This window comes from Pseudomonas sp. M5A4_2d (assembly GCF_053345295.1).
The window spans coordinates 21,838-46,107 of record NZ_JBKEZW010000014.1 but is presented as its reverse complement, the minus strand read 5'-3'; the positions used below and the strand labels follow the sequence as shown (position 1 = coordinate 46,107).

Annotated in this window: 21 protein-coding genes; 7 read left to right on the top strand and 14 right to left on the bottom strand. The window is 59.6% G+C overall.

Features of this window, described 5'->3' with window-relative positions; translation table 11 throughout:
* Positions 1 to 90: 90 nt before the first annotated feature.
* From ACLBW8_RS26085 to ACLBW8_RS26060, 6 genes are read right to left on the bottom strand one after another with little or no spacing between them, the layout of a single operon-like run.
* Positions 91 to 1,488, bottom strand: a complete 1,398-nt coding sequence (locus ACLBW8_RS26085) for a sigma-54-dependent transcriptional regulator (protein ID WP_064450918.1) — start codon at positions 1,486 to 1,488, stop codon at positions 91 to 93.
* The gene (locus ACLBW8_RS26080) at positions 1,478 to 3,256 is read right to left on the bottom strand and encodes a sensor histidine kinase (protein ID WP_064450917.1); all 1,779 of its coding nucleotides are present in this window, start codon (positions 3,254 to 3,256) and stop codon (positions 1,478 to 1,480) included. The genes ACLBW8_RS26085 and ACLBW8_RS26080 overlap by 11 nt, the downstream gene beginning before the upstream one ends.
* The gene (locus ACLBW8_RS26075) at positions 3,256 to 4,380 is read right to left on the bottom strand and encodes a GNAT family N-acetyltransferase (RefSeq protein WP_447806677.1); all 1,125 of its coding nucleotides are present in this window, start codon (positions 4,378 to 4,380) and stop codon (positions 3,256 to 3,258) included. The genes ACLBW8_RS26080 and ACLBW8_RS26075 overlap by 1 nt, the downstream gene beginning before the upstream one ends.
* Positions 4,381 to 4,395: 15 nt before the next feature.
* Positions 4,396 to 5,262, bottom strand: coding sequence for an alpha/beta hydrolase (locus tag ACLBW8_RS26070; RefSeq protein ID WP_064450915.1), 867 nt, complete (start codon positions 5,260 to 5,262; stop codon positions 4,396 to 4,398).
* Positions 5,259 to 6,653, bottom strand: a complete 1,395-nt coding sequence (locus ACLBW8_RS26065) for an aspartate aminotransferase family protein (protein ID WP_447806676.1) — start codon at positions 6,651 to 6,653, stop codon at positions 5,259 to 5,261. The genes ACLBW8_RS26070 and ACLBW8_RS26065 overlap by 4 nt, the downstream gene beginning before the upstream one ends.
* Complete coding sequence (locus ACLBW8_RS26060) at positions 6,646 to 7,347, bottom strand: MtnX-like HAD-IB family phosphatase (RefSeq protein ID WP_064450913.1); 702 nt, start codon at positions 7,345 to 7,347, stop codon at positions 6,646 to 6,648. The genes ACLBW8_RS26065 and ACLBW8_RS26060 overlap by 8 nt, the downstream gene beginning before the upstream one ends.
* Before the next feature lie 238 nt (positions 7,348 to 7,585).
* Here ACLBW8_RS26060 and ACLBW8_RS26055 point away from each other — a divergent pair, with 238 nt between their 5' ends.
* Positions 7,586 to 8,356 carry a MipA/OmpV family protein gene (locus tag ACLBW8_RS26055; protein ID WP_064450912.1) on the top strand — a complete coding sequence of 257 codons (771 nt, stop codon included), beginning with the start codon at positions 7,586 to 7,588 and terminating at the stop codon, positions 8,354 to 8,356.
* A 740-nt stretch (positions 8,357 to 9,096) separates the two neighbouring features.
* Here the strand turns inward: ACLBW8_RS26055 and ACLBW8_RS26050 are convergent.
* On the bottom strand, positions 9,097 to 9,750 hold the full coding sequence (locus ACLBW8_RS26050; RefSeq protein ID WP_447806675.1) for a DsbA family oxidoreductase: 654 nt from the start codon (positions 9,748 to 9,750) through the stop codon (positions 9,097 to 9,099).
* 55 nt (positions 9,751 to 9,805) lie between these two features.
* Entirely contained in the window at positions 9,806 to 10,825 is a 1,020-nt protein-coding gene (locus ACLBW8_RS26045; RefSeq protein ID WP_407017939.1) for an alpha/beta fold hydrolase, read from the bottom strand.
* 193 nt (positions 10,826 to 11,018) lie between these two features.
* Between ACLBW8_RS26045 and metR the strand changes: the two genes are divergently transcribed.
* The gene (gene metR, locus ACLBW8_RS26040; protein ID WP_064450910.1) at positions 11,019 to 11,936 is read left to right on the top strand and encodes a transcriptional regulator MetR; all 918 of its coding nucleotides are present in this window, start codon (positions 11,019 to 11,021) and stop codon (positions 11,934 to 11,936) included.
* A gap of 127 nt (positions 11,937 to 12,063) precedes the next feature.
* On the opposite strand, the gene ACLBW8_RS26035 is transcribed toward metR, so the two are convergent.
* Genes ACLBW8_RS26035 through ACLBW8_RS26025 form a run of 3 tightly spaced genes read right to left on the bottom strand, consistent with a single transcriptional unit; the run spans position 12,064 to position 14,404 of the window.
* Positions 12,064 to 12,570, bottom strand: a complete 507-nt coding sequence (locus ACLBW8_RS26035) for an N-acetyltransferase family protein (protein ID WP_447806674.1) — start codon at positions 12,568 to 12,570, stop codon at positions 12,064 to 12,066.
* 26 nt (positions 12,571 to 12,596) lie between these two features.
* Complete coding sequence (locus ACLBW8_RS26030; protein ID WP_064450908.1) at positions 12,597 to 13,010, bottom strand: NUDIX hydrolase; 414 nt, start codon at positions 13,008 to 13,010, stop codon at positions 12,597 to 12,599.
* A 47-nt stretch (positions 13,011 to 13,057) separates the two neighbouring features.
* Positions 13,058 to 14,404: an HD domain-containing phosphohydrolase gene (locus ACLBW8_RS26025; protein ID WP_447806673.1), complete on the bottom strand. Its 1,347-nt coding sequence runs from the start codon at positions 14,402 to 14,404 to the stop codon at positions 13,058 to 13,060.
* A gap of 257 nt (positions 14,405 to 14,661) precedes the next feature.
* Here ACLBW8_RS26025 and ACLBW8_RS26020 point away from each other — a divergent pair, with 257 nt between their 5' ends.
* The 4 genes from ACLBW8_RS26020 (at position 14,662) to ACLBW8_RS26005 (ending at position 20,740) form a co-directional block, all read left to right on the top strand.
* Entirely contained in the window at positions 14,662 to 16,536 is a 1,875-nt protein-coding gene (locus tag ACLBW8_RS26020) for a putative bifunctional diguanylate cyclase/phosphodiesterase (RefSeq protein WP_447806672.1), read from the top strand.
* A gap of 75 nt (positions 16,537 to 16,611) precedes the next feature.
* On the top strand, positions 16,612 to 17,550 hold the full coding sequence (locus ACLBW8_RS26015) for a cytochrome-c peroxidase (protein ID WP_447806724.1): 939 nt from the start codon (positions 16,612 to 16,614) through the stop codon (positions 17,548 to 17,550).
* Complete coding sequence (locus tag ACLBW8_RS26010) at positions 17,547 to 19,358, top strand: DAHL domain-containing protein (protein ID WP_447806671.1); 1,812 nt, start codon at positions 17,547 to 17,549, stop codon at positions 19,356 to 19,358. Before ACLBW8_RS26015 ends, ACLBW8_RS26010 begins: the two co-directional genes overlap by 4 nt.
* Positions 19,355 to 20,740 (top strand): ATP-binding protein, encoded by a 1,386-nt coding sequence (locus tag ACLBW8_RS26005; protein WP_447806670.1) that lies wholly within the window; start codon positions 19,355 to 19,357, stop codon positions 20,738 to 20,740. Before ACLBW8_RS26010 ends, ACLBW8_RS26005 begins: the two co-directional genes overlap by 4 nt.
* 6 nt (positions 20,741 to 20,746) lie before the next feature.
* On the opposite strand, the gene ACLBW8_RS26000 is transcribed toward ACLBW8_RS26005, so the two are convergent.
* The 3 genes from ACLBW8_RS26000 to ACLBW8_RS25990 form a co-directional block, all read right to left on the bottom strand.
* Entirely contained in the window at positions 20,747 to 21,019 is a 273-nt protein-coding gene (locus ACLBW8_RS26000; RefSeq protein ID WP_064450902.1) for a type B 50S ribosomal protein L31, read from the bottom strand.
* Positions 21,020 to 21,119: 100 nt separating this feature from the next.
* Positions 21,120 to 22,445, bottom strand: coding sequence for an APC family permease (locus tag ACLBW8_RS25995; RefSeq protein WP_447806669.1), 1,326 nt, complete (start codon positions 22,443 to 22,445; stop codon positions 21,120 to 21,122).
* A 131-nt stretch (positions 22,446 to 22,576) separates the two neighbouring features.
* Positions 22,577 to 23,398, bottom strand: coding sequence for a carbon-nitrogen hydrolase family protein (locus tag ACLBW8_RS25990; protein ID WP_064450900.1), 822 nt, complete (start codon positions 23,396 to 23,398; stop codon positions 22,577 to 22,579).
* A 93-nt stretch (positions 23,399 to 23,491) separates the two neighbouring features.
* On the opposite strand from ACLBW8_RS25990, the gene ACLBW8_RS25985 reads away from it, so the two are divergent.
* Entirely contained in the window at positions 23,492 to 24,256 is a 765-nt protein-coding gene (locus ACLBW8_RS25985) for a helix-turn-helix transcriptional regulator (protein ID WP_064450899.1), read from the top strand.
* Positions 24,257 to 24,270: the final 14 nt, after the last annotated feature.

Sequence of the window (24,270 nt, the reverse complement as noted above, 5' to 3'; positions counted from 1 at the left end):
GGTATGTCTGCACCCGATCTGATGACTGATACACCGTAATCGCAGGCAAGCCAGCTCCCACATTTAGAGCAATGATGTGTGCCTGGGAGATCAGCGCACGATCTTGTCGACATGAATCCCCAGCTTCTTCAACCGATACCAGAAGCTCCTCTCGGAAATCCCGATCTTTGAGGCCGCCGCTGCCTGCACGCCGTTGCTTTCATTCAACGCGGCCAGAATATAGGCCTTCTCCACCTCCGCCAGCGCCGCATCCAGATCCTGCGGCACACCCGGTCCGTCGCTGAGCATCGCCGTCACGCCACCCTCGGCAGGCTTGGAGGCAAACAGGTAAGCCGGCAGGTCGATGTCTTCGATCACCGGTTTGGCCGCCACGATGGTCGCCCGCTCCACACAGTTTTGCAGCTCGCGAATATTGCCCGGCCAGTTGTAAGCGGCCATGGCCTGCAACGCCTCTGGGCTGAAGCCAGTGATGCGTTTACCGGCGGTCGCGCTGAGAGTCTGGGCGAAGTGCCGGGCCAGGGGCACGATATCTTCGGCGCGTTCGCGCAGGGCCGGCAGTGGGATCGGGAACACGTTGAGGCGGTAATACAGGTCCTCACGAAACTCTTTATTGGCCACCGCATCCAGCAAATTTTTGTTAGTGGCGGCGATCACCCGCACGTCCACCTTGCGCTCGCGCGGGTCGCCCACCGGCTCGATCACCCGTTCCTGCAAGGCGCGCAGAATCTTGGCCTGCAACGCCAGGGGCATATCGCCCACTTCGTCCAAAAATAGCGTGCCCTTGTCGGCCTGCATAAAACGCCCGACCCGATCCGCCACGGCGCCGGTAAAGGCGCCCTTGCGATGGCCGAACATTTCGCTTTCGAGCAGGCCTTCCGGAATGGCCGCGCAGTTGACCGCCACGAACGGTTTGTCGGCTCGGCTGCCGTGTTTGTGGATGGCACGGGCAACCATTTCCTTGCCGGTGCCGCTTTCGCCGGTCAGCAGGATGGTTGCGTTGCTGTCACGTACCGAGTCGATGGCATGCAGCACCTGGCGAAACGCCGGGCTGTCGCCCACCAGGCTGTCGAACTGCGCATGATGGTCAAGCTCGGCGCGCAGGCGCGCGTTGTCGCGCATGATGTCGCGAAACTGCAGGGCCTTGGCCACGGTGATGTCCAGCTCGTCGATGTCGAACGGCTTGGCGATATAGTCATAGGCGCCATTGCGCATCGACTGCACCGCATTTTTCACCGTGCTGTAGGCGGTCATCACGATCACCGGCAAATCCGGGAAGCGCACCTTTATCTCCGCCAGCAGCGCCGGCCCATCCATACCCGGCATGCGCCAGTCGCTGATCACCAGGTCAATGTCTTCCTGGTCCAGCACTTTGAGTGCGTGCAGGCCATTACTCGCGGTGAATACCTGAATGCCATTCTGGCTCAGGGCCGACGATAGCAAATCACACAGCTTGGGCTCATCGTCGACTACCAATACGTTATGCGTCATGACCTTCCTCATCATCGCCGTCGTCTTCACCATGCGCCGGAATGTACAGGCTGAAGGTGGCGCCGGCATCTTTCTCACTGGCACATTCAATGCTGCCGTCGTGACTTTCCATGATCGAATAGACTTTGGCCAGGCCCAAGCCTGTGCCTGACGCCTTGGTGGTGACAAATGGCGTGAAGATACGCTCAATCATATCCGCCGGGATGCCCTGGCCGGTGTCAGCAATACTGATCACCGTGTTGCCGTCGACGCTGCGAATGCCCAGGGTCAGGCGCCCGCCTTCGGGCATTGCATCAATGGCGTTGAGAATCAGGTTGAGGCACGCCTGCTTGAGCTGCTTGGCATCAGCATAGAGGGTTGCACCGGGCGCCTGATCATCGATTTTCGCATCGATGTTATGGGTGGCGAGTTCCGGGCTGCAGAAACCAAGGATTTCTTCCACCACCGGACGCGCCGCCTGCAACACACGCAGGGGCGGGTTGGGTTTGGCGAAGTCGAGAAACTCGGTGATCAGGTCGTTGATGCGGCTGACTTCGCTGATCACGTATTCCAGGTGGCGCTTGTCGGTTTCCGGCAGGTCGGCGCGACGGTGCAGCAGCTGGGTGGCGGTCTTTATAATACCCAACGGGTTGCGAATCTCATGGGCCAGGCCCATCGCGACTTCGCCCAGAGCATGCAGCCGGTCGCGGCGGCGTAACTGGGCTTCGAGGTGGTGCAGCTCGCCCAGGCGCTCGGTCATGTGGTTGAAGGTGCTGCTCAACTGCGCCAGCTCATCGCCGCCGCTGACCAATACGCGATGCTCGTAATGGCCCGAGATCACCGCATCCACGCCTTGTGACAAGTCCCGCAGAGGCTTGGTCAGGCGCCGTGACACCAACACGCCGGCGCCCAGGGACAACGCCGAACTCAGCAGGAATATCAGCACGAACAAGTTGCTCTGATTCACCAGCCCGACCAGGCTGGTATGACGCAGCAAGCCGCTGAAGATTACGCCTTGCAAGTCGCCGGCGTCGTTGAAGATGGGCCAATACAGACCGCTGTAGTTATTGGTGAACTGCTCACTCGGCTGCTTGGTGCTGCGCATGGCCGTTTCGACATTCTTCGGGATGCGCGAAGGATGATTTTCGAAACGCTGGGTCGAGAATATCTCGGAAAACCCCGAGGGGTTGGCCAGGTACAGGCGCAGGTCGAGGGAATGCACATCGGCCACGCTGGTGAGGAAGCTGCTGTCCAGGTAAGTCGCCACCAACAGCACGTAGTCGACGCCCTCTTGGGTGGTTTCGAACGTCGATACCACCAGGCCCGTAGTCACGCCGGCCACCTGGATGGTTTGCAACACCGCGTTGCTGGTCAGGTTGATCTGCTTGACGACATCATCAGGGGCCGTGCTGAACACAATCTTGTGGTCACTGACGCGAATCAGCGAGACCACGTCTATATCGGTGGCCTCGGCGATATCGGCGGTGAGCCGGTCATGCTTGGCGGCTTGCCTGTTCGAGGGCGGAGCGGTGTAGCGCAGGAACAGTTTGGCCATGCGTGCGTTGTCATGAAGGATGTCGCCGATTTCATCCTTGACGATCTTGGTCGACTCTTGCAGCCAGATACGCACGTTGCTGTCGAAAATCTGCGACAGCGTGGTCGCCGCCAACTCGGCAGCGATCATGGTCGGAATCACGCTGACCAGCCAGAACGCCAGCACCAGCTTGCGCTGGACGCTCCAGCGCGAAATGGCAAAGGGGCGGGCTTTTTGGCGGGTCTTGGTGATCATCAGGTTTCGCTTATCGCAGCAGCCATGGCAGGGTCGGATCGATCCGGTCTTATATACATTTTTACGAGTTTGAGCAGGCCATTGACCAGCCGGTTACGGTGGCGGAAGAACATACTGTTGCCCCGGAACTCGCAACCCAGGCGCAGCTTACTGGCGTACCCCTCCTGACCGCACTCGTACACGGGAATACTGTGCTGGATACAATAGTCAACATTGGTCAGCCAACTTCTGAAATACAAGCTGTACTCACGGCTGAACTCACGGTCATGCCCGAAAAACTTGTCGATCAAACGGTGCTGGTCCAACAGGATCAGGTTGAACGCCACCAGTCGCTCGTCCACCCAATAAAGAGCACAGACCGCACGCCCTTCCAACCGTTCAAGGATGCCGGTGAAGTAACTCGCCGGCAGGCGCTCGAACTGCAAGTCCGCGCGACTGAGCGTGTCTTCGTACAGGCGCATCACCTCAGGTAACACATCATCAATGTTGTGCCGCCACTCTACCCGAGGGCCCGGCGCACGCAGCTTGCGGCGCAAGTCCTTGCGAGTCGCCTTGCACAGCGAGCCCAGGTAGGCGTCCACTGAGCCGTAAGGCACCGTCAACAACCCGCTGGGCAAACTCGGCATGCTCTGAAAACCTGCAAGGCGGCAACTGTCTGCCCAGTACGGGTCGTTGGTCGGCACGTCCTTGACCGCCACCAGGCCAATTCCGAACGCGTTGGCGTCCTGGCGCGCAGCCATCAGCAAGTGCTTGATTAGCAACGGGCGCTGCGCCTCGTCAACATGGCTGGCAATGCCCGCGTCACAACGCTCGGCCACCGGAGAGCCGATGGCATACAACTCCAGGCGTAAAACACCCGGCCACAGTCGCTCCAGGCGCTCGGTAAAGCGCTTGCCTGCACCCGACACCGTGGTGTCGAGGCGATAATAAGTGATGAACGCGGCGGCAACCGCCACCAGCGTTTCATCGTCGTAAACAGCCAGGTAACGCCACTTGAAATCATCGATAGCGGCGTTTTCCACAGCGACGTAAAAGTCCCAATCCTCCAGGGCTCCGGGAAAACAGTCGTTCCAGGCACTGCGCTGGATGGCCCGGATAGTCGAGAAGGCTTGGGCGGTGATCACGTCTTGTCCTTAAGCTTATGCACGCTGTCGGTAGTCTTCGGACACCTGGGTAGTAGCGGCGTGTTGCTCGACAAACTCGGCGCTCAACTCGATCACTCGGCGGTATTGCAGGTCGACGGTAATCATGTGGTAGCAGTTGTCCAGCAGGATCTTGGTGACGGGCCCACCTAGGTGGCGCTCCACGTAATCGGCGTTCCAGCGGCTGGTGATATCGTCCTCGATGGAGTGCAACACCAGTGCCGGCACCTTGACCTCAGGCATGCGTTTCTTGACCACAGCATTCATCCGGTGCAACTCGCGCACTGTGATGCCTTCCATGGTCAGCAAACCGGCCTCGCTGCTTTCCCCTTCCTTCATCTGGCGCTCGACAATTGCCCGCAGGCGCTCGTTCTTGATGCCATAAGGTGGCTTCTCTTCGAAGCGGCAGATGTGCACGCCGAATGGAATCTTCATCAGCAACGGCGTCAGGAACGCCAGTTTGTTAATACTCCAGCCGTCGTACTTCAAGGTCGTGGAATACATCAACAGCCCGGCCACTTGCCCCGGGTGCTCGGCAGCCACGTACATCGACATCACCGCGCCCATGGACAAGCCACCGACAAACACCTGCTCGTGGCGCTGCTTGACCTGGGCAAAGGTCTTGCGCACGCCTTCGTACCAGTCCAGCCAGCCGGTGGCCTGCAGGTCACTGTTATCGCCGCAGTGCCCGGCCAGGGTGGGCACGTACACCGTGCAGTTACCCGCCTTGGCCAACCCTTTGGCGACTTGACGCAATTCCGTCGGGGTGCCGGTCAGGCCGTGGATCAACAGGATCCCGACCGGACCTTCACCGAGAACGAAGCCGGCATCACCTTCACCGAGATCGATCCCGGAGACATTCACCGTTTGGTCGCCCGAACCAGCAGTTGCTCAAGCAGCTTCAGGCCCAGGTCGATTTCCGGGTAGCTGATTTCCAGGGACGGTGCCAGGGTAATCACGTTTTTGTAGTAGCCGCCCACGTCGAGGATCAAGCCGAGTTTCTGGCCATCCACAACCATGTCGCCCTTCATGCCTTCTTCGACCATGTAGTCCAGGGTCGCCTTGTCCGGCGTGAAACCATCCGGGCCGCAGATTTCGCAGCGCAGGGCCAGGCCCAGGCCATCGACGTCGCTGATGATCGGGAAACGTTTCTGCAGGTCTTGCAGGCCTTCCAGGAAGTATTTGCCCTTGGCCATGACCATCGCGCCGTAATCGACTTCGCTGGTCATCTTGAACATTTCCAGGCCTACCGCCGTACCCAGTGGGTTGGAGGCGAAGGTGGAGTGGGTCGAACCTGGTGGGAAGATCTTCGGATTGATCAACTCTTCACGCGCCCAAATGCCGCCCAGCGGGTTCAGGCCGTTGGTCAGTGCCTTACCGAAGACGATCACGTCCGGCTGCACGTCGAAGTGCTCGATCGACCACAGCTTGCCGGTACGGTAGAAGCCCATCTGGATTTCGTCGGACACCATCAGGATGCCGTGCTGATCCAGCACATGCTTGAGTTCGCGGTAGAAGTTCATCGGCGGAATCACGTAGCCGCCGGTGCCCTGGATCGGCTCGACGTAAAAGGCTGCGTATTCGCACTGGTTGGTTTTCGGGTCCCAGACGCCGTTGTATTCAGTCTCGAACAGACGGGCGAACTGCTGCACGCAATGGCTGCCGTATTCTTCTTTCGTCATGCCTTTCGGGCCACGGAAGTGGTACGGGAACGGAATGAAGTTGGCACGTTCGCCAAAGTGGCCGTAACGGCGACGGTAGCGGAAGCTGGAGGTAATCGACGAGGCACCGAGGGTACGGCCGTGGTAACCGCCTTCAAAGGCGAACATCAGGCTCTTGCCGTTGGACGCGTTACGCACCACTTTCAACGAGTCTTCGATGGATTGCGAACCACCGACGTTGAAGTGCACACGACCGTCGAGGCCGAATTTCTTCTTGGCATCGACCGCGATCATTTCCGACAGCTCGATCTTGCCTTTGTGCAGGTACTGGCTGGCGATTTGCGGCAGGGTGTCGATCTGCTGCTTCAACGCGTTGTTCAGGCGTGGGTTGGCGTAGCCGAAGTTAACGGCCGAATACCACATTTGCAGGTCGAGGTAAGCCTGGTCTTCGGTGTCCCACACGTAGGAGCCTTCGCAACGGCTGAAAATACGCGGTGGCTCGATGTAGTGAACAGTGTCGCCGTAGGAGCAGTACTTGGCTTCTTTATCCAGAAGAATCTGGTCTTCGGCGGTGGCGATACGGATATCAGACATGGTGGAAGAGTTCCTGATTGTCAGCAGCAGTAAAGGTGGTGGCGTTGGCCGCGATGCCCTGAGGCAGCTTGGCCAGCAATGCGGGCAGTTCGGCGAAGGTGTCGAAGCGCGCATGGGGAATGTTGTTGGCTTCGCAATATTTGGCGAGGCTGCCTTTGGCGAAGACGAAGTCGGCGGTAGAGGCCACGCACATGTCGGACTTGCCATCGCCAATCACCAGCACACGCTTGTTGCGCGGGGTGGATTTGCACTTGCAGTTGCCGGACGCAGCACGGCAGGCGTCGCTGGAGTACGGGAAGTCGATGCGCCAGCTGTTCTGGTCGACCTGGCGCAGACGGTTGGCGAGGATCGGCAGCAAGGTCACGTAGTTACGCGACAGAATGCGCGCGATGCCTTGTTCGATGCCGTCGCTGACCACTTCGATGGTCGCGCCCAGGCCCATGACGTGATCGACGAAATCCGGGAAGTCCGGGTCGATCTCGACGCTGTCGAAATACGCTAACAGTTCAGCCGGTGTGGCCTTGATCAACGCCAGTTGGCGGCTCAGGCATTCGCGGGAACCGATGTGCCCATCCAGCCATTCCTGTTCGATGGTTTCCCACTCAGGGCCGGCGAAGCGCTGGAGGACGTTGTCGATGACGTCGGTAGGGGTGATGGTCCCGTCGAAGTCGCACACGATATGCCACTGGATCATTGCCTGTCCTTGAAGTTGGAGGGCTTGAAGAGAGCGCTCTATGCGCTTGCAACAGGGCTATAGCAGGGACTGTGCCAACTGATTAAAGCCCAGCAGGGCTGGGGTTTTGGTTGAGGTCTATGGTTATATGTGTCGAGCAAGCTACAATTTTTGTAGCTTGCTACAAACAAGATGAGTGCTTGCGCCAGGGATGCCCTTCGCGCGTGAATGCGCGCAAGTTCAGATAAGGAAACGCTCCATGTACAAGGTTACTTCTGCTGTATTCGCCGGTTTGCTCGGGCTGTGGAGTGTGTCCAGCACGGTATTGGCGGACGGCATTACCGGTGAAGTCGGTGCAGGCATCAGTTATCAACCCCACGACCCTACCGGCAGCCGCTACGAAACCCAGGCGATTCCCTATTTCGACCTGGACTGGGGCAGTGTCAGCCTCGGCACCGACGACGGCTTGACCTGGAGCGCGCTCAATACCAACGGCATCACCGCCGGCCCCTACATCAATTACTTGCCTGGCCGTACGGCCAACGGCTCACTGCGCGGCTTGCGCGATGTGTCGGATATGGCTGAAGTCGGTGGCTTCATCCAATACGCCCCGGCCGAGTTCTGGCGCGTGTACGCGCAAGTGGGCCAGGCCGTAGGCGGCGGGCGTGATCAAAGCGGTGTGTTGGGCAAGGTCGGTGGCGAGCTGGGTTACCCGCTGGGTGGCGGCATCATCGGCAGCACGGGCCTGATGGCGCACTTTGCCGATGCCCGCCAGACCCAGACCTTTTTCGGCGTAAGTGACAAGGAGTCCGCAGCCTCAGGCATTCGTGCCTATAACGCCAGCGCCGGTTTCCAGAACCTGACGCTGACCCAGAGCTTCGAATTCCCCCTGGCCGCCCATTGGTCGCTGTTGACCAGCGCCAGCTGGACGCACCTGGTCGGCTCGGCCGCCAACAGCACCATCGTCAAGGAAACCGGCAACGTGAACCAGGGCCAGGTGCAGACCGCGATCAGCTACAAGTTTGACTGACGGGCAACAGGCTGCTCCCCAAGAGCAACATCACAATCAAGGCAGCCCGATCTCAGACGCCAAACTCAGTTTAAATGTGGGAGCCGGGCTTGCCCGCGATAGTGGTGTACCCGCAGCGGATAAGCTGACTGACCCACTGCCATCGCAGGCAAGCCAGCTCCCACACTGATCTGTACCTGACCAGAACTCTGCGCCCGCCACCGTTCAAATGTGGGAGCCGGGCTTGCCCGCGATAGTGGTGTACCCGCAGCGGATAAGCTGACTGACCCACCGCCATCGCAGGCAAGCCAGCTCCCACACTGATCTATGTCTGACCAGAATTCTGCGCCCGCCGCAGTTCAAATGTGGGAGCCGGGCTTGCCCGCGATAGTGGTGTATCAGCAACAGATAAGCTGACTGACCCACTGCCATCGCAGGCAAGCCTGCTCCCACACTGTTCTATGTCTGACCAGAATTCTGCGCCCGCCACCGTTCAAATGTGGGAGCCGGGCTTGCCCGCGATAGTGGTGTATCAGCAGCAGATAAGCTGACCGACCCACCGCCATCGCAGGCAAGCCAGCTCCCACACTGATCTGTGTCTGACCAGAATTCTGCGCCCGCCACCGTTCAAATGTGGGAGCCGGGCTTGCCCGCGATGGCGGTCGTTCAGCCAGGGATGTATTGACTGACCCACCGCATTCGCAAGCAAGCCCCACCTTTGGATCTCCATAGGCCAGGGAGCAAGCACCCTACCCCACGGTTCAGCCCTTCGCTTCGCTGATGATCTGGCGAATCGCACCGACAAAGGCTTCCGCCGGCTGACCACCGCTGACCGCGTACTGGTCGTTGAACACGATGGTCGGCACCGAAGTCACGCCCCGGGAGATCCACAGCTGTTCCTGTTCACGAACTTCGGCGGCGTATTCATCGCAGGCGAGAATCTGCGCCGCACGCTTGATGTCCAGGCCGACGCTTTCGGCGATGATCGCCAGCGTCGCGTGGTCGGACGGGTCCTGACCATCGCTGAAATAGGCCTTGAACAGCGCTTCCTTGAGGTTGTATTGCAAGCCTTCAAGCCCGGCCCAATGCAGCAGCCGATGAGCATCGAACGTGTTGTAGATGCGGCTCTGGCCGTCGGTACGAAAGGCAAAGCCCAACGCTGCGCCCATGTCGCGAATACGCGCACGGTTGGCCTGGGACTCTTCGGCGCTGGAGCCGTATTTTTCAGTGATGTGCTCGACGATGTTCTGCCCGATGGCGGGCATATTCGGGTTCAGTTCGAACGGCTGGAAACGGATCTCGGCCTGCACTTCGCTGCCAAGCTGGTCGAGGGCTTCCGTCAGGCCACGCAGGCCGATGATGCACCAGGGGCAAGACACGTCGCTGACGAAATCGATTTTCAGGGGAGTACTCATGGTAGGCAACCTCGTTGGCATTAGCGCGCCGTAAAGGGTGCACGATACACCAACTTCACAACACCTTCGAAGGCTGGCCCAGGTCAATCTGCGCCCAGTGCGCAGCATCCTCGCGATGGGCTTGCAGGTACGGCAGCACCGCCGTCAGCAGCGGTGCCTTGAAAGCTTCCTGGAAACGATGGGCCATGCCGGGAATCAGCTTCAATTGGCTGCCCTGAATATGCGCGGCCAGGTGCACGCCGTGCATCACCGGCAGTAACGGATCGGCCGTGCCGTGCACCACCAGCGTCGGCACACGCAGTTGGTTGAGCAATGGCACACGGCTAGGCTCGGCGAGGATCGCCATGATCTGGCGCTTGACGCCGTCCGGGTTGAAAGCCCGGTCGTAGGACAGCGCCGCCTGGTGCAGCAGCGCCTGGCGATCGTCTTTCACATACGGGCTGCCCAATGCCGCCAGCAGATCGGCCTGTTGCTCAAGCGCCACCTCACGATTGGGCGCACTGCGCCGGGACAACAACTGCACCAGCGCCGCATTCGGCGCCGGCAAGCCTTCGGCACCGGAGCTGGTCATGATCAACGTCAGGCTCTCGACCCGTTGCGGCGCCATGGCCGCCAGGTGCTGGGCGATCATGCCGCCCATGCTCGCGCCCAGCACATGGAATTGGCGGATCTGCAAAGCATCCATCAAGCCCAGTGCGTCGTCGGCCATGTCGGTCAGCGTGTACGGCGCCGCCACCGGCAGCCCGAGCTTGTAGCGCAGCACTTCAAAGGTCAGGTTGGCACTGGCCGGGGCTTGGCGCCAAGTGGACAAGCCCACATCACGGTTGTCGTAGCGGATGACCCGGAAACCTTGTTCGCACAGGGCTACGACGACTTCATCCGGCCAGTGGATCAACTGCCCGCCCAGGCCCATCACCAGCAGCAACGCAGGGTCGGACGCACGGCCGATGCTCTGGTAGGCAATGCTCACCTGAGCCAGATCGACGGTTTGCGTCGGGACATTGACATCACATCGAGAAGCCGCAAAAGACGGCAGGCCGAACAATAGAGCGGCCAGTAAAAGCAACACGCGCATGAAAAACACCGAAACGCAGAACCCCAGTAGAGCGCGAGTCTGATGAAGTTTGTTCAAGCGCGCTGCCACAGTTCTGTGACAGTTTGATGAAGAGTGCCCAGCGGTCGTGGTCGATGCCTTATCGACAGGCATTGCAACATGAGACAAACTCACGGCAGTTCTGCCCATCACAAATTATTTTCATGGAGCGCCCGTGCTCGAAATTCGTCACCTCAAGACTCTGCACGCACTGCGCGAAGCCGACAGCCTGGTGGAAGCCGCCGAGCGCCTGCACCTGACGCAATCGGCACTCTCCCACCAATTCAAGGAGCTGGAAGAGCGCCTGGGCATGCAGTTGTTCGTGCGCAAGACCAAGCCGCTGCGCTTCACCAGCGCCGGCCTGCGCCTGCTGCAACTGGCCGACGCCACCCTGCCCTTGCTGCGTGGCGCCGAACGCGATATCGCGCGCCTGGCTGGCGGCACCGCCGGGCGTTTGCACATGGCGATCGAATGCCACAGCTGCTTCCAGTGGCTGATGCCGACCATCGACCAGTTTCGCGATGCTTGGCCGGAAGTCGAGCTCGACCTGGCCTCGGGTTTTGCCTTTGCGCCCTTACCGGCCCTGGCCCGTGGTGACCTGGATCTGGTGGTGACCTCCGACCCGCTGGAGCTGCCGGGCATCACCTATGTGCCGCTGTTCACCTACGAAGCCATGCTGGCCGTGGCCAACCAGCACGCCCTGGCGAACAAGTCGTACATCGTGCCCCAAGACCTGCTGACCGAAACCCTGATCACCTACCCGGTGGAGCGCGATCGCCTGGACATCTTCACCCGTTTCCTGGAACCGGCCGATGTGGAGCCAGCCCAGGTGCGCACCTCGGAGCTGACCGTGATGATGATGCAACTGGTGGCCAGCGGCCGGGGCGTGTGCGGCATGCCGCATTGGGCGCTGCATGAATACAGCTCGCGCGGTTACGTGAAGGCCAAGCGTTTGGGCGAGAAAGGGCTGTTTGCCACGCTGTATGCAGGGATTCGCGCCGACATGTTGGACGCGCCGTACATGCGCGACTTTTTACTCACGGCCAAGGACACGTCGTTTTCCACGCTGGACGGCGTCAGCGCCGTTCGCTGAACGGCACAGATCAAAATACGGAGATGGCTTGCCTGTGATGCAGACGACGCGATCTGGCTGCAGCACCGAGGCGAGACCACCGCAGGCAAGCCAGCTCCCACATTGGATCGAGTGTCCCCATGGGATTTCAGGCAACGTTGAGTTCGCGCCACATGTGGATTTTGTCGAAATACTCGACACCCACCCGCACCGCCAGCGGCTCCAGGCCGTACTGAATAAACCCGCAACGCTGGTACAACGCAAAGGCTGCGTCGTTGCCGGCGGTGACGGTCAGTTGAATCAACTTAAGGCGCGGATGCTTGCACGCCTCGACGAGTGCCGCCTCCACTAACCGACGACCCAGGCCCTTCATTTGATAAGCCTGCGTGACGTACATGCCGAACAAGGTCACCTTGTGCCGTGCCTTTTCACGGGGCTCGAAGGCCAGGCCGACAATCCCGACCAGTTCGTCGCCGAGGTACGCGCCGAGCAAGTGATCCAGCGGGCTCTCAATGCGTTTTTCCCACCAACTTAACGGCATGGCCGATCGCTCGGCCACGCTGGACGTGAACGCCTGGGGGTAGGCGTCGTACGCCTCAAGCATCAACGTTCGATAAGCCTCGGCGTCATGGGCATCCAGGGTGCGAATCATCATTCGTTGCAGTCCTTTGCGCCTGTGAATCAGGCGGTAGCCGTCAGCGAGGCGCGATAAAACGGCAGGATCAGGTCGCGGGTCAGTGGTGCCAAGTGCAGGCCGCCATCACCGGCCGGGTCGATCCAGCGCACTTCTTCGATTTCAGCCGCGGGCGTCACCGCCACGTCGATGTGCACCTGGAACAGTTCAGCTTCCACAATGAAACCCGGCTCGTTGGCGGCAGGCGCCGAGAAGTGCCCCAAATACACGGCGTCGCTAGGGTCGATGTGCAGGTTGAGCTCTTCGTACAGCTCACGGGCCAAGGCTTCGGCAGGCTGTTCGCCCGCGTCAATCTTGCCGCCTGGCTGCATGAAGGCCTGGGTGCCGCGCTTGCGCACCAGCAGCGTTTGGCCGTCGCTGCCGATCAACAGCGCGGCGGCGATGCGAATAGTCGATGTCATGTAAAAAATGCCTTGAATGCAAAGGTGCAAGGATCACAGAAAGCGTCTTAACCGGGAAGCGCAGCCACATCCGGTTCTTTGATAAACACCGAATACTTGGCCCCTTCCATCGCCTCAAACGCAATCAACTTGTCCACCAGCGGCAGGTTCAACACCTTGCCGGCGTTGAGCAGCAGCATGCCGTTATCGGCGTTGAGATTGCGCGCCAGCACCATGCCCTCGGCGAGTTCGCGGGTGGTCAAGACCTTCACGCTTGAATCCCCCAGCGTCACGTCACTGAGGAACGCAGCGCAGGCCTGCACGAAGTCTTCGACCATATCCGGGTCATAGAGCTTGCCGGCGTATTTACGGATGTAGAGCAGCGCTTCATCGCTGTTCATCTGGCGCTCGAGGATCAGGCCCTTTTGCAGCTCGATAAAATCGACCGCAAGCTTCAATAACCGGGCGCCCGAGGGAATCAACTCGCCTTTGAGGTGGTCGGGAAAACCGCTGCCGTCCCAGCGTTCCTGGTGATGACGAATCAAGCGCGCGGCGTCCTTCATCGGCTCCAGGGTCATCAACAACGACTCGCTCTGGGTCGGGTAGGCCCGATAGCGTTCGCGGTCGGTGCTGTGCAGCATGTCCGAGGGCGCGACCATCATGCTGTCGCTCCAGCTCAATTTGCCGATGTTATAGAGCGCGGCGGCCATGGTCAGGTCGCGGGCACTGGCTTCGTCCATCGCCTGGGCCTTGCAATACACCCGAATCAGCTCGATGAGCTGGCGATTGGTCTGCTTCTGCTTGGGCAGGCGCAAGTTGGCCAACAGTGAAAACACTTCGGTGCCGGTCACGTAGCTGCGCTTGAGTTCGTCGTAGGCCAGGTCGAGCATGTCGGCGGTTTGCTGCAACTCACTGGTGCGGGCTTCGACGCGCTTTTCCAGGGTCGCGTTAAGGGCTTTCAACTGGTCGTTCTGCTCGCGGGTCAACTGTTCAAGACGCAGCCGTTCGCGCTCGGAATGCTGGTGTTCCAGGGACTGACGCAAGGTCAGCAGCATTTCCTCGTCGTTCCAGGGCTTGCTGATGTAGCGGTGAATCTGACCTTCGTTGATCGCCTTGATCATCATGCTCATGTCGGCATAGCCGGTCAGCAGGATGCGGGTGGTGGACGGGTACAGGCGGTGGGTCTCGGCCAGCAGCATCGCCCCGTCCATGGCCGGCATGCGCGCGTCGGTCATCACCAGGTCGATGGGCTGGGCCGCCATGATTTCCAGGGCTTGGGCACCACTGCCAGCCAACCGCACATCATAGGGTTGGCCACGCAGCAGGCGGCGTAGGCTATTGAGGATCGATTCTTCGTCGTCGACCAGCAAAATGGTGGGGGTGTAGGGGGGAGTCGTAGCAGTTTGTTCATCCATGGCGACACCTCCTGGCAATGACACACAATTGCTTCATTGCGGCCCGACGTGATCCACCGCTGTACTTGCTCACGCATTGAGCGCTAGATGACGGTCGGGGTAGCTGACTTTGATTTGACGCCAACTGGCCGACTTATTCAAGGGAGCCGACTATGCTTGTCGCATGAAGCTGGCGACCGTCCCCACGTACCGAAGCATTCGAGGTAAGGAAGCCCTATGCGCCAGAGCATGTTGTTGCACGCCTCAGGGTATCAATCATGAGTCCGCGCTCGGAACGCGCCAATCGACGCATTCTGATCGTCGATGACACCGCCTCAATCCACGCGGACTTCCGCAAGATCCTGTGCGCCGACGCCAACGGCGGCCAGACCCTGGACAGCATCGAAGAAACCCTGTTCGGCAGCGCCCCGGCCGTGCGCCAGACCTTTGTGCTGGATTCCGCCTATCAGGGCCAGGAAGCCCTGGCCCTGGTGAACAAAGCCCTGTCCGACAACGCCCCGTATGCCCTGGTCTTCATCGACATGCGCATGCCGCCGGGCTGGGATGGCCTGGAAACTATCGAACAGCTGTGGAACGTTGACCCCAACCTGCAAATCGCCCTCTGCACGGCCTACTCCGACTACTCCTTCGAAGCCATTGAGGCGCGCCTCAAATACGACGACCAGTTGCTGATCCTGAAAAAGCCCTTCGACGACCTGGAAATTCGCCAGATGGCCAGTGCCCTGACCTGGAAATGGCAATTGGCGCAGGACGCCGCATTCAAGCTGATCGGGCTCGAACGCACGATTGAGGAAAGGGTCCAGGAACTGCTCAAGGTCTCGCACCTGTTGCAATACGACGCCCTGACCGAACTGCCCAACAGCACCCTGCTGGGCGACCGCCTGACCCAAGCCACTGCCGTCTGCAGACGGCATGGCACCCAACTGGCCGTGATCTTTATTGGCCTGGACCGCTTCAAGCGCATCAACAATGCCCTGGGCCATCCGGTCGGCGATGAAATGCTCAAGCTTGTCAGCCAAAGCCTGGTGGCGACGGTGCGCGAGTCGGATTCGGTGTTTCGCTACGGTTCCGACGAATTTGTGCTGATCCTCAACGACATCAAGCATCCCCAGCAAACCCAGTACATTGCCGAAAAACTCCTCGCCGCCGTCAGCACCACCCACTATGTGGCCGGCCACGACCTGAGTGTCACCGCAAGCCTTGGCATCAGTGTTTACCCCGATGACAGCAGCAGCGCCGTGGAATTGATCAAAAAAGCCGAAACCGCCATGCGCGCCATCAAAGACCAAGGCCCCAACGATTTCAGTTTTTTCATCGACGAGATGAACCTGCGCGCGCAGGAACAGCAAGGCCTGGAAAGCGCCATCCGGCAGGCCCTGCAGCGCGATGAATTCACCTTGCACTACCAGCCGAAACTGGACTTGCACAGCGGGAAAATCGTCGGCGCCGAAGCGTTGATTCGCTGGCATCAGCCCGATCATGGCTGGATCTACCCGTCCGCCTTCATTCCCGTGGCCGAAGACAGTGGCCTGATCGTGCCGTTGAGCCAATGGGTATTGCGCCAGGCGTGTGAGCAAGCGCGCGCGTGGCAGGCCGCCGGGCTGCCGCCGACCTGTATCTCGGTGAATATTTCAGCGATTGATTTTCGCCAGCGTAACTTTGTCGTCAACCTGGCGGCGATCCTTGAGCAAACGGGCCTGACCCCACAGTTACTGGAGTTGGAAATCACGGAAAGCGTGCTGATGCAAAACGTCGACGACACGCTCACCACCTTGCGCGAGATCAAGACGCTGGGCGTGCGCCTGTCCGTCGACGACTTCGGCACCGGGTATTCCAGCCTCAGCTACCTGCGACGCTTTCCGATTGATGTGCTGAAAATCGATCAATCGTTCATTCGCGGTTTGAGCAACAACAGCCAGGACGCGCAATTGATCAGCGCAATCATCAGCCTGGGTAAAAGCCTGGACTTGAACATCGTCGCCGAAGGCGTGGAAACCATTGCACAGCTGCAATTTCTGAAAGCTCACCAGTGTGAAGAGGGCCAGGGTTTCCTGTTCAGCAAGGCCGTAGCCGCCGATGAATTCGCCCAACTGCTGCAAACCGGGCACCCCAGCCTGTTGCCTGCCCACTGATCTTTTGCCGCAAGGAGCGACCGCTTGAGCCGCAGCACACCACGCACTCTTCACCTGTCACCACGGGTTCTGGGCATGACCCTGGCCCTGGGCTATGGCACCTGCCTGCCCGTCTCGGCAGCGCCGTTGGATGAACCGCTCAAACCATTGCCGCCGGTGCCGACGCTGGATGCAGCCACCGTGGAGTTGGGGCGCCAGTTATTCAATGAGACGCAACTGTCCGTCAATAACTCCAAGTCCTGTGCCAGTTGCCATAATCTGGAAGCCGGTGGTGACGATAACAGCGCATTTTCCCTGGGTTTCGATGGCAAGCCGGTCAAGCTCAACACCCCTACGGTGTTCAACGCCAGCCTGAACTTCAAACAATTCTGGAATGCCAGGGTAGACACCCTGCAAGCGCAGGTTGAACAGGTGGTCGTCAGCCCTATGGAAATGGGCAACGACTGGCAGACTGTGGTCCGGACCCTATCGGCACTGCCCACCTACCAGGCCGCGTTCCAGCAGGTGTATCCCGACGGGGTGACGGCTGCCAACGTGCAGGACGCCCTGGCCACCTATGAACGCACGTTGCTCACACCCAATTCGCGCTTCGACCAGTACCTGCAAGGCAATACCGACATCCTCACCACCGATGAGAAATATGGCTACCAACGCTTCAAGGACTATGGCTGTATCGCCTGCCACCAGGGCGCCAACATCGGCGGCAACATGTACCAGAAGTTCGGGGTGATGGGCGATTACTTCAAGGCCCGTGGCAACCCGACCGAAGCCGACCTGGGCCGCTACCTGCTGACCAAGGACGAGGAAGACCGCAACGTGTTCAAGGTACCGAGCCTGCGCAACGTTGCCGTCACCGCGCCTTACTTTCACGATGGCTCGGCCAAGACTCTGGAGGAGGCCGTCGACATCATGTTCAAGTACCAACTCGGGCGAATTCCGTCGGAGGAGGACAAGACGCTGATCATCAAATTCCTCAAGACGCTGACCGGCGAATGGGCAGGCAAGCCCCTATGAAATCATCCCGCCTCGCCAGCCTGATCACGCTCAGCGGCATCGCCCTGATACTGGCCTCGGTGCTGGTATTTCTGTACCTCAAATCGATCGGCGACCAGTCCACCACCTACACCGAGTCGCGCGACCTGATCCGCCAGATCAAGCAACTCAATTCCCAGTGGGACGTCGAGGTGCTCAAGGCCAGGATCGCCCTCACCCACAACTATGACCCGCTGGTGGCCCCCCTCAAGGAAATGAGCCAACTGTGGACCCTGCTGGAAAGTCGCGAAGGGCAACACCACCACGAACACCCAGCCGACTGGCTGGCCGCGCAGGATGCTTATCGCCAGTCGATTCAGGAAAAGGCCCGATTAGTGGAGCAGTTCAAATCGCACAATGCGGTACTGCGCAATTCCCTGGCCTTTTTGCCGACCGCCGAAGACGATATCCAGGCGCATTTCCTGCGACTCAAAGACACCGACAAGCTGGAACAGCAAAGTATCGCCACCGACACTTACGACTTGCTGCTCAGCGCTCTGGAGTTCGCCCAGGTGACGAGCGACGACAAAGCTGCGGACATCCTCGTGGGGCTGAACAAACTGGCGGTGAACAAAGAAAACCTGCCAGCCGAATTCCAGGTGCCGGTGGAAATTCTCAGTAACCACATCGCGTTGATTTTGCGCGAGCAACCCATCGTCAACGACCTACTCGGTCGTATCGCCGCGATTCCCCTTTCAGATCAACTGGATGACCTGACCACCCAACTCAACCAGGACCAGGCCGCCGCCGACCTGATTGACCAGAAATACCACCGCTACCTGCTGGTATTTTCTACGCTGCTGGTCGTGCTCTTGTTGTACTTGGCCATTCGCTTGTTGCGCAGCTTTGCCGAGATCAACCGGGTCAACCGCGCCTTGCACGGGGTCAATGAAAGCCTTGAACAGCGCGTCGAGGCGCGCACGCGGGAACTCAGAGATGCCCAGAGCGAACTGCTAGACAGCGCCCGCCAGGCCGGCATGGCGGAAATCGCGACCAACGTGCTGCACAACGTCGGCAACGTGCTCAACAGCGTGAACATCTCCGCCGAACTGGTCGCACGCAAGCTGCGCACCAGCAAGGCACTGGGGCTGGGCAAGGCTATGCAACTGATCAACGAGCACCCTGACGACCTGGGTACTTACCTGCGCGAGGACGACAAAGGCAAATTGCTGCCCGGCTACCTCAACCAACTGGTGGAGGCCATCGCCCTCGAGCAACAGGGCCTGACCGATGAACTGGCGCAGTTGAGCAAGAGCGTGGACCACATCAAGGACATCGTCTCCACCCAGCAATCCTACGCCGGCGCTTCCAGCCTGCTGGAGCCCGTGGAGATCGGTGCCTTGATGGACGACGCCCTGCGCATGAACGCCGGGGCGCTGAATCGCCACCATGTGACGGTGGTCAAGGAGTATGCCGAGGTGCCGCAACTGATGGCGGACAAACACCGGCTGCTGCTGATCATGGTCAACCTGATCAGCAACGCCAAGTACGCCATGTCGAACCTGTCCGACCGCCCACGGCAGATCACCTTGTCGATCACGACACTGGAGGACAGCCTCTTGCAGATCAGCGTCAAGGACGAAGGCGAAGGCATCCCCGCCGAAAACATGACGCGGATCTTTACCCACGGCTTCACCACACGCAAAGAGGGCCATGGTTTCGGCCTGCACAGCTGCGCCCTGGCGGCTATTGAAATGAACGGCCACCTCACCGCCCATAGCGACGGGCCAGGCAAAGGCGCCGTGTTCACGTTGCAAATCCCACTTAACGATGCAGCAGGCCAAGCATGAACGAACCTTCGAACCGGCGCATTCTGCTGATCGACGACACACCATCGATTCACGAAGACTTCCGCAAAATCCTCATGCCGCCTATGGAACAGAACCAGGCGCTGGACGACATGGAAGCTGCGCTATTCGGTGCCAGCGACACGCCGCATGGCCCCGTGTTCGAACTGGACTCGGCCTACGGTGGCCAAGAGGGGCTGAAGTTGCTTGAGGTCGCCATGGCCGAGCAAAAACCCTACGCCCTGGCCTTTGTCGACATGCGCATGCCCCAAGGCTGGGACGGTGCGCAGACCATTGAAGAACTCTGGAAAGTTGACCCGGACCTGCAAGTGGTGGTGTGTACGGCCTACTCGGATTACTCCTGGGAAGAGCTGCTGTTTCGCCTGCAAGCCCATGACCGGCTGCTGATCCTTAAAAAACCCTTCGACAACATTGAAGTACAGCAGATGGCCAATACCCTGGCCGCAAAATGGAGCATGGCGCGGCGCGCGTCTTTGCAAACCAGCCACCTGGAACACCTGGTTGAGCAACGCACCCAGGCACTGACCCAGGCAAGCCAGGCACTGCAACTGGAGATCGACGAGCGTAAACAGCTGGAAAGCCAGCTGGTGCAGTCGGAAAAACTCGCCTCCCTGGGCCAACTGGCGGCCGGCGTGGCCCACGAAATCAATAACCCGGTGGGGTTCATTTCGTCCAATCTCGGCACACTGGGGGGTTACTTTGACCAGCTCCAAGAGATGCTCGATGCCTATCGAAAGGCCGAAACCGCCACAGACAGTGAGCAGTTCGAAGCCCTGCGCCAGCGTCTGGACCTGGATTTCCTCAAGGAAGACATTCCCACGCTGCTTCGCGAATCGAAAGAGGGTATTGGCCGCGTGGTACAGATCGTCAAGGATTTGAAGGACTTTTCCCGGGTGGATAACGATCAGAACTGGCAGTGGGCGAACCTGCAACAGGGCATCGACTCGACCTTGAACATTGTCGCCAGCGAACTCAAGTACAAGGCCGACGTGGTCAAGCACTACGCGCCGCTGCCGGAAATCGAATGCCTGGCGTCGCAGCTCAACCAAGTGGTGATGAACCTGGTCATCAATGCGGCCCAAGCCATGGGGCCGGAGCGCGGCACTATTACCATCAGCAATGGGGTGGATGGCGAGAACATTTGGTTGGAAGTCGCAGACAACGGCTGCGGGATTGCCCCGGACAGCGTGCAGAAAATCTTCGATCCATTCTTCACTACCAAGCCGGTAGGCGAAGGGACCGGGTTGGGCTTGTCACTCTCCTACGGCATCGTCAAAAAACACCGTGGCGCTATCACCGTCCGTAGCGAATTGGGCAAAGGCACCACCTTTAAAGTGGTGCTGCCCATTCGGCAAACGGCTTAAACGACCTCATGCCTCGGCTTTTTTCGGGCTCGACCCAAACGAAGCGAAACGCTTGTTGAACCCGGCAATCCGGCCTTCGGCCTGGGTCTTGCGCTGTTGGCCGGTGTAGATCGGGTGCGAGGCGCTGGACACGTCCAGCGGGATGTAAGGGTAAGTGTGGCCGTCGCTGTGTTTATGGGTGCGATCACTGTCGGCAGTGGAGCCGATCAGGAAGAACGCGTCGGCGGCGGTGTCGTGGAACAGCACGGTGCGGTAGTCGGGATGGATACCAGCTTTCATAAAGCCTCCGGGGCGTTTGGGTGCATTTGATGTGTTATACAATAACATAAAATACGCACCCAAACGAGAACCGATTGCAATAAGAATAGACCGCAAGCTTCTATGCGGTTTCCTGGAAGTCCATTTCCGGCGGCTGTTGCGAGAAGCCACGGGTGAGAAAACCCAGGTAAACCAGGCCGATCGCCAACCACACCAGGCCCAGGTAAATCGCCAGGTGGTCGAGGCTGACCATCAGCCACACATCCGCAACCAGGCCGATGGCCGGGAACAGCAGGAACAGGATCAACTCTCGTACTCCACGCGCTTTCGCGCCGATCCAGTAGTGAAAGATCACCGACAGGTTCACCAGGCTGAACGCCAGGAAGGCACCAAAGTTGATGAACGACGTGGAGGTGGTCACATCCAGCTTCAGCGCCAGCAACGCCACAACCGCACACAACAAGATGCTGTTGACCGGCGTGCCGAAGCGCGCATGCAATGTGCCGAAGAATGACTTGGGCAACACACCGTCACGGCCCATGGCATACAACAAGCGCGAACCACTGGCCTGGGCCGACAGCCCCGAGGCGAACTGGCCGACGATCAGACCGATCAGGAAAATCGACACAAACACATCACCGCCGATATTGCGCGCAATTTCATACGCGGCCGAATCCACATTGGCGAATTCAAACGACGGATGAGCGATCTGCACAAAGTAGGACACCGCCACAAAAATCAGCCCGCCGATCAAGGTAATCAACATGATCGCCCGTGGGATAGTGCGGCGTGGGTCGCGGGTTTCTTCGGTGAGGGTACTGACCGCGTCAAAGCCCAGGAATGAATAGCAGGCGATGGCCGCGCCGCTCATGATCAGCGGCATTTGCATCTGTCCGTTGAAGAACGGCGTGAGGGTCCACAGGGGTTGGCTGGGGTTGCCGCCGATGTAGTGAATGCACAGCGCAACAAACGCAATCAACACTAAAAACTGCACCAGCATCAGCAAGGCGTTGATGCCGTTGGCGAGCTTGAGGCCGACAATATTGATCGCGCTGGTGATGCCGATAAACGCCAGTACCCAGACCCACTGCGGCACCGAAGGAAACGCCGAATTGAGGTAGGCCGCACCGATCAGCCAGATGGCCATGGGCAAAAACAGGTAGTCGAGCAACACCGCCCAACCGGCGATAAAACCCAGCTTGGGGCTGATCGCCTTGCGCACATAGCTGTAGGCAGAACCGGCGACCGGAAATGCCTGGGCCATACGCCCGTAACTCATGGCGGTAAAGAACATCGCCACCAGGGCGGCCAGGTAGGCCGCGGGGACCATGCCGGCGGTGGATTGTGCGAGGATGCCGAAGGTGCCGAGCACAATGATCGGCGTCATATAGGCGATGCCGAACAGCACCACCGACCCTAACGACAGGGTGCGTTGCAAACGAGCCATGAGCGATTCTCCGCTGATTTATTAGATTTATGGCAGAACTGAAGTGGGTGACTCGGGTGTCATTTTTCTTATGTTCAAACAGCGTTTGTGGCGAGCGGGCTCGCCACCGCAACCTCACTCGTCGAAGACGATCAGGCTTTAGGAATCAACAACTCGCGGGTCCCATCGCTGCGCTCTATCACCTCACCCGGCAATTTCAAGCGCTGGTCATCCAGGTAGCGGTAGTCCTTGCGAGCCGCCACCAGTTGGTCGAGATCCAGCTCGACGGTAAATTGCCCTTCCTCGCGCCCAGCCTCGAACAACAAGGTGCCCAGCGGGTCGACCAGCGCACTGCCACCGGCAAACAACAGGCCGCCATCGCCCTCTTCCACCCGGTTGACCATCAGCGCAAACGCCTGGTTTTCCTGGGCACGGGCCATGATCGCGGTGCGGTGCGTGGGGCCATACGGGTCCATGTTGCCGTTGGTGACGATCAGCAACTCGGCGCCCAACTGCGCCAGGGCGCGGGCGGTTTCCGGGAACTCGATGTCGTAGCAGATCAACAGGCCGACGCGCACGCCGTTCCACAGGCAGGTCGCGTAGCGATCACCCGGGGTGAACACGCCGCGATCCGAGGCCCACAAGTGGGTCTTGCGATAACGCAGGGCGATGCCTTCGGGCGTGATCAGCAACGTGGTGTTGTAGAATTGTCCGCCGTCGTGCTCGGCCATGCCGACCACCACGCCGATGTTGCGTGCACGGGCAGCCTGGATAACAGCCTGCACGGTAGGGCCATCCACCGGTTCGGCGATGTCGGCAACGGTCTCGGCCGATGGGAAGCCCATCAGATGGGTTTCCGGGAATACGATCAGTTGCGTATCGGCGGCGCAGGCAGCAATTGCCGCCAAGGCGCGCTCAAGGTTGTAAGCTGTGCCGTTATCACGACCTGCCAACTGGGCAAATTCGACCTTCATGGGTATTCCTTGTTCTCACTCTGTGCCGCAGTATGCGCAGCCACACCCCGCCAGGGAATTACGCGGCAGGGGTAACCCGATAGGGGTAGATCAATGACCATGTCGCTGCAAGACATCGCCTGGCACCGTTCGGTGGGGCAAATGATAGACGCCCTGGATCAGGCCAACTTCTGGACCCAACTGGTCCGGTTGCTCGACGCCTACGTGCCGTTCGACAGTTGGGTGGTGTTGCTGTTCAGCAGCGCGCATCGCCCGTTGGTGTTCGCCGAATGCCCAGGCGCCGATGGCACGCCGGACCATCTGTTCCAGGACTACCTGAACGGCCTGTACCTGCTCGACCCCTTCTACATCGCCAGCCGCGAGCATTCGCGCACCGGCCTGTTTCGCCTCGCTGAAGTGGCGCCGGAGCATTTCGAGCTCACCGAGTATTACCAGCGTTACTTTCGCCTGAACGTGGTGGCCGATGAAATCCAGTTCAATTGCCAACTGGCGGACGGGCGTACCCTGTGCCTGTCACTGGGTTCAAAGCAGCGTTTTGACCCGCAGCAAATCGCCTTGCTGTCGTTGATCCAACCCTGGGTGTTGAGTTTGCTGCGCCAACGCCTGCCCTTTGAGCTCAACCAGGTCAGCACACCGCAGCCGCCCGTCCAGAATGATGAGTGGGGCGCGCAATTGACCGCCCGTGAGCTGGATGTGGGCCGCTTGATGCTCAGCGGTTGCTCCAGCAAGGAAATCGCCCGTAAGCTGGAAATCTCTGTTGAAACCGTGAAAGTCCATAAGAAACACATGTACAGCAAGCTAGGGATCAAATCCCAGTCAGAGCTGTTCTCGATCTTTCTTCAGGCGCAAAACGCCTAGCCGATGAGTCCGAA